The organism is Escherichia sp. MOD1-EC5950 (genome assembly GCF_002965345.1).
Lineage (GTDB): Bacteria > Pseudomonadota > Gammaproteobacteria > Enterobacterales > Enterobacteriaceae > Escherichia > Escherichia marmotae.
In genome coordinates this window covers 1-5,434 of sequence record NZ_PTSR01000058.1, presented here as the reverse complement: position 1 = coordinate 5,434, position 5,434 = coordinate 1, and the positions used below count along the sequence as shown (strand labels likewise).

7 protein-coding genes and 1 pseudogene are annotated in these 5,434 nt (G+C 50.3%); 7 read left to right on the top strand and 1 reads right to left on the bottom strand.

The features are described 5' to 3' along the window. The 7 genes and pseudogenes from BEA93_RS23775 to repA form a co-directional block, all read left to right on the top strand. Positions 1–189, top strand: a 189-nt coding sequence (locus tag BEA93_RS23775; protein ID WP_236942901.1) for a ProQ/FINO family protein, incomplete at its 5' end; no start/stop codon positions are given. Positions 190–321: 132 nt separating this feature from the next. After that, on the top strand, positions 322–522 hold the full coding sequence (locus BEA93_RS23770; protein WP_105225230.1) for an ANR family transcriptional regulator: 201 nt from the start codon (positions 322–324) through the stop codon (positions 520–522). 385 nt (positions 523–907) lie between these two features. Continuing rightward, positions 908–1,505, top strand: a pseudogene (locus BEA93_RS23765) (PIN domain-containing protein). A gap of 685 nt (positions 1,506–2,190) precedes the next feature. Then, positions 2,191–2,340 (top strand): Hok/Gef family protein, encoded by a 150-nt coding sequence (locus BEA93_RS23750; protein WP_001312851.1) that lies wholly within the window; start codon positions 2,191–2,193, stop codon positions 2,338–2,340. Between the two features lie 283 nt (positions 2,341–2,623). Then, positions 2,624–2,881 (top strand): replication regulatory protein RepA, encoded by a 258-nt coding sequence (locus BEA93_RS23745; RefSeq protein ID WP_075842903.1) that lies wholly within the window; start codon positions 2,624–2,626, stop codon positions 2,879–2,881. Positions 2,882–3,113: 232 nt separating this feature from the next. After that, positions 3,114–3,188: a RepA leader peptide Tap gene (gene tap, locus BEA93_RS26235; protein ID WP_072141480.1), complete on the top strand. Its 75-nt coding sequence runs from the start codon at positions 3,114–3,116 to the stop codon at positions 3,186–3,188. Next, positions 3,181–4,203, top strand: coding sequence for a plasmid replication initiator RepA (repA, locus tag BEA93_RS23730; protein WP_105225221.1), 1,023 nt, complete (start codon positions 3,181–3,183; stop codon positions 4,201–4,203). Before tap ends, repA begins: the two co-directional genes overlap by 8 nt. Positions 4,204–5,024: 821 nt before the next feature. On the opposite strand, the gene BEA93_RS23715 is transcribed toward repA, so the two are convergent. Beyond that, positions 5,025–5,434, bottom strand: a 410-nt coding sequence (locus BEA93_RS23715; RefSeq protein ID WP_157945149.1) for a transposase, incomplete at its 5' end; no start/stop codon positions are given.

The following is a 5,434-nucleotide window of genomic DNA, read 5'->3' as shown; positions in this document are numbered from 1 at the left end:
AAGGCCATTACCCGTTCAGAAAGCTATCTTGGCGCAATGAAAGCCGGTGCCTGCCGGTATGACACGGAAGGGTATGTTACGGAGCATATTTCTCAGGAAGAGGAAGCGTATGCGGCAGCGCGTCTGGCAAAAATTCGTCGCCAGAACCGGAGAAAAGCCGAACTTCAGGCCGTGCTGGATAAACAGTAAAAAAGCCTCCCTCAGAAGCAAGGGAGGCAAACAATAATGCTCAAAAGGAAACAACTTCCTACCCGAAGGAAGTCAGTTCAGTGAATTATTTAACACAGAAATACTGACAGGGGAAAGAGAGGGCAGATACAAATGGACGGATTCAGAAGCCATTCACGGGACGCTCAGGTCTGGCGTTACCAGCGTGCCGGAAGCCGTGCCGTCAGCCTGGAGGTCAGGGGATTCCGGAAGGAGGCCGCTGAAGCATGGCTCCTGGCTGCCCGTGTGGCGCCCCGTACAGACTGGCAGCAGTTTGCCCGACAGAGAGCTGAGCACTGCCAGCGGCGGGGATAACGAAAAAACGGCCAAAAAAAAGACCTCCCCTGAGCAAAGGAGGCCAAAAATCATTCATGGCGTATCACTGACATTGAATGAATGCTCTGTACATCAACCCTGTGAAGCTACCACCGGTTAATGCCGGGAGGTTGCGGGAAAGAAAGATAACACACAGTAATTACATGGTTAATACCTGTGGGGATGTTTTTGCGACAGGAAAGCGTCAGGTGAATAAAAAAAGACCGCCATGTGACGGTCAACGCTGTCCGGTCAGGGACAAATGCATCCAGTAAGGAGACCAGAATAATAACATCACGTTGTCAGGCTGTTAATATCAGGTGGTGTTAAGTGTTATTTATGACTCTTTTATCTGGTTGTGAAGTCTGTTAATCAGGAAAAGAAAATAGTGACCGGAAAATCAGAGAGGCAACAGATAATTGCATTTATCGATTACGAGAACTGCAGTAATCTGACAGAAGTTCCCTTAGATATATACGGAGTTGATTATATTTGCGGGCGCGAAACAGAATAATGTGGCACTGCCAGTAAACGCTTTCCCTGAAGCAGTAAGAGTCACACTCCGGCATGTCAGTGAAGTCTCCCGGAACAATGTTGATTTTCATCTGGTGCTGGAGCTGGGGCAGCGTGTATGCCACTGCGAGCCGGAGAAGGAATACCATATTGTTTCCGCTGACAAGGGATATGACGGTATCGTCCGGACACTGCAGGCGCGCGGGATTCGCTGCCGTCGCGTCTCCCCGGATAATGTGTCATCAGTAAAGACAGCTGTATCCGACATGGATATCGTTATGCGGTGGGCAAACAAAATTCAACAGGCAGCGCGGAAGGTTCGTAATATGCCGGTAACAGAAGAGACATTTAATAATTATTTAAAATCACAGATGCGCGGTGAATGGCGTGATGTCCTGACTAAAGGTATCCGGGATGAACTGGTCCGACGGGGAGTAATGAAAATTCAGGGGAATAAAATTATCCGGTAAGACTTCCAGAAGAAAATAAAATGATATTTATTTTATAAAAACAGAAAGGTCGAAAATCAATAATGGCATTTATTTCCATGACAAGGCAGAAAGCGCCGTACAGATACGCAAGCAAGACCCGGTTATCGATAAGGCGAACAGACTCAGGCTCTGCCGGGTGTTATGTGACAGTTGCCGTTCGGGGGAAGCAGGAATTTATTATTGCTGAACTTGATTCAGAAGCCCGGAAAATCAGACTGAAACTGACGGACTCATATGAAGAAGGGGTAAGGCTGTCTTCGGGCACGTTTACGCTACCGGCCAGATTCTGCAGGGAAATACTGTCGGATGACGTCCGGAGTATTACCATTCTTCTGGAAAAAAGCGAGGATGACTGGTGGTACGGAAGTTACTGATACATCACTGACGCCTTCGCGTTGCTCAGTTGTCCAACCCCGGAAACGGGAAAAAGCAAGTTTTCCCCGCTTCCGGCGTTTCTGCAATAAAAAGCGGAGGCATGGAGGTCGTCGTAACCAGACAGGAATGTGGTATTATCGCGGCGGGTGTCTGAGCCTTTCTGGTTCAGGCAAGACGCAGGTACCAGAAATGCGAAGACCCCACTCGTTAATCCATTAACTCGTGAGGTCTGCATGAAGTACGTAGCACTACTGATTGTAGCCTCTTCTTTGCAGAGAGGTCAAAGTTTATGACGAAATATGCCCTTATCGGGTTGCTCGCCGTGTGCGCTACGGTGTTGTGTTTTTCACTGATATTCAGGGAACGGTTATGTGAACTGAATATTCACAGGGGAAATACAGTGGTGCAGGTAACTCTGGCCTACGAAGCACGGAAGTAAGCTGCCGGGCGGGGACGGAAGTCCCCGCTTTCCGGAAGTGTGAGGTATTTCAGGGGCAGACACCCGACATGCCCGAAACAGCCGGTCCCGCCCGGGGCCGGCATCCAGGTTAAGGCATTTCCAGCTTTTCAGTCATTTCATTATCAAAATCACATTAAACGGTCGTAATCAGACATGATTTGTGCGCCAACACAGATCATCGTCACAACTTTCAAGTCGCTGATTTCAAAAAACTGTAGTATCCTCTGCGAAACGATCCCTGTTTGAGAATTGAGGAGGCGAGATGTCGCAGACAGAAAATGCAGTGACTTCCTCATCTGGCGCAAAACGAGCATACAGAAAGGGTAAACCTTTGAGTGAAGCAGAACGACAGAGAGCAGCTTCTGCGCGCAAACGATCTGTATGTAAAGAGATCAAGGTTTTCGTCAGACCAGAGCTAAAAAACTACCTTACCAGTCTGTGCGCAGAGGAAGGGGTAACTCAGGCAGAGTTGATAGAAAGGCTTATCGAGAAAGAGGTCTGTCACCGGAATATGATGTGATGGGATCACATTCTTGCTAGTTTTTTCTGTCAGTGCTAGATTACTGATCGTTTAAGGAATTTTATGGCTGGCCACACCATAAAGTGGCAGGGAACTGGTTCTGATGTGGATGTACAGGAGCCAGAAAAGTGAAAACCCCGATAATCTTCGACAAGTTTGGCGACTGAGAAGATTACCGGGGCTAACAAGAAACTGCATAGAAGCTGTTGCTCTATGCGGGGAGTATAGTTATATGCCCGGAAAAGTTCAAGACTTCTTTCTGTGCTCACTCCTTCTGCGCAGCATAAGTGCAGGATGGTGTGGCTGAAAGATACATCTCACAAAGACACTGGAGTCAGCTTCCTCCCGAAGAGCAAATCCGTTTCTGGGAAGACTATGAAGCGGGAAGGGCAACCACTTTCCTGGTTGAACCGGAAAGGAAGCGCACAAAGCGTCATCGTGGTGAGCACTCCACTAAACCCAAATGCGAAAATCCGACCTGGTATCGTCCTGCGCGTTATAAGGCGCTGAGCGGGCAGCTCGGGCACGCCTATAACCGTCTGGTGAAAAAGGACCCGGTGACCGGCGAACAGTGCCTGCGCATGCACATGTCGCGACATCCTTTTTACGTGCAGAAACGGACGTTCGCTGGCCGTAAATATGCTTTCCGTCCGGAAAAACAGCACCTCCTTGATGCCATCTGGCCGGTTCTGGTCAGCTTCAGTGATGCGGGCACACACACCGTGGGCATGAGTGTTTCCCGTCTGGCCAGAGAAATCAGCCCGAAAGACAGCAAAGGAAAGGTTATTCCGGAACTGGAAGTGACGGTCTCCCGTCTTTCCCGTCTGCTGGCCGAACAGGTGCGTTTTGGTGTGCTGGGTGTTTCAGAGGAAACGATGTGGGACCGTGAAACCCGCCAGCGTCTGCCACGTTACGTCTGGATAACACCGGCAGGCTGGCAGATGCTGGGCGTCGACATGGTAAAACTTCACGAACAGCAGCAGAAACGACTGCGTGAAAGTGAAATCCGCCAGCAGCTCATTCGGGAAGGTGTACTGCGTGAGGATGAAGATATCTCCGTACATGCGGCCAGAAAACGCTGGTATCTGCAGCGCAGCCAGGATGCGCTGAAACACCGTCGTGCAAAAGCGGCAGCCAGTAAGCGCGCCAGACGTCTGAAGAAATTACCCGCCGACCAGCAGATTTACGAGATGTCACAGCACATCCTGAAGCGTATGCCGCCGGATGAAGCCTACTGGTGCACGCCGGAACGTTTACAGCAACTGGCCATCAGGGAGCTGTATCAGCTTGAACTGACGCTGGCTGCGCCACCGCCGCACTAGACCGCATCATCCCTTCAGCACTGAATCATCGCCAGCCCCTCCGGGGCTTCCGGCGCTGGTTCCGTTCAGCCCAAAATCCGCCACAATCACCTTAAATCCTCTCAGAGGGGCATATCTGCCCATAAATCCACGCATCAGTCATCAGAACGTGCTCACGTCGTTTCAGTTACCCACATAAACCCGCAAACAAAGAAATTTAAGAAGCCGCAAACCAGAAACAGCAAACCTGCAATATAGTCTTACCCCAGTTACTTAATCCCCTGTGTTGCTTCGCCGCAGGGAAAGTCTTTATCCCTGAAACTTCTGTGAACAAATACAAAGAGGCCTTCGCTTGCAGCGGCAAAAGCCGCGCCGCTCAGAATTCAAAAGCACCTCCCACCGCAAGCGGCGGGCCCCGACCGGAGTCAATTTAGTTACAACACTCAAACACAACCACCAGAAAAACCCTGGTCCAGCGCAGAACTGAAACCACAAAGCCCCTCCTCATAACTGAAAAGCGCCGCCGCCCCCGCCCAAAGGGCGGGAACAACATCGCTTTTAATTATGAATGTTGTAACTAAGCAGCATCATCGCTGTCAGTCTTCTGGCTGGAAGTATTGAATACACGCTCGTAAGCGGCCCTCACGGCCCGCTAACGCGGAGATACGCCCCGACTTCGGGTAAACCCTTGTCGGGACCACTCCGACCGCGCACAAAAGCGCTCTCATGGCTGAAAACGGGTATGGCTTAGCAGGGCTGGGATGGGTAAGGTGAAATCTATCAATCAGTACCGGCTTACGCCGGGCTTCGGCGGTGTTACTCCTGTACCATATGTAACTACATCATGCCGCCTTACATGCGCTACGCGCATATGAAGACAAATAGCCCACATCAAACGGTTTTTGGGTCTTCAGTACGCCATAGCACCAGTGCACGAGTTTTCTCATCAGCGCACCAATGGCACACATTTTGGCCTTACCTCTCAGGCATAATCGCTCATACATCGCTTTCATCAATGGGTTAAATCTCAGACCACACAACGAAACCAGATACAGTTTTGCCCGGATTTCCGGCGGACCAATTTTTGACAGTTTCGGACACCCTCTGACCGAGGTGCCGGAATATTTTTCAACGGGAACGACACCTAAAAATGTAGCCGCCTGTTCTGCTGTGGCGAAATCATGGCTCCGCAGGATGACAAGCATATTCAGACCTAACTGATAACCTACGGATTTTATTGACGTCAGCAGGT

Coding starts and splice junctions, on each gene's coding strand:
- BEA93_RS23745 (WP_075842903.1), top strand. CDS start 2,624: ATGTCGCAGACAGAAAATGCAGTGACTTCCTCATCTGGCGCAAAACGA.
- BEA93_RS23770 (WP_105225230.1), top strand. CDS start 322: ATGGACGGATTCAGAAGCCATTCACGGGACGCTCAGGTCTGGCGTTAC.
- BEA93_RS23750 (WP_001312851.1), top strand. CDS start 2,191: ATGACGAAATATGCCCTTATCGGGTTGCTCGCCGTGTGCGCTACGGTG.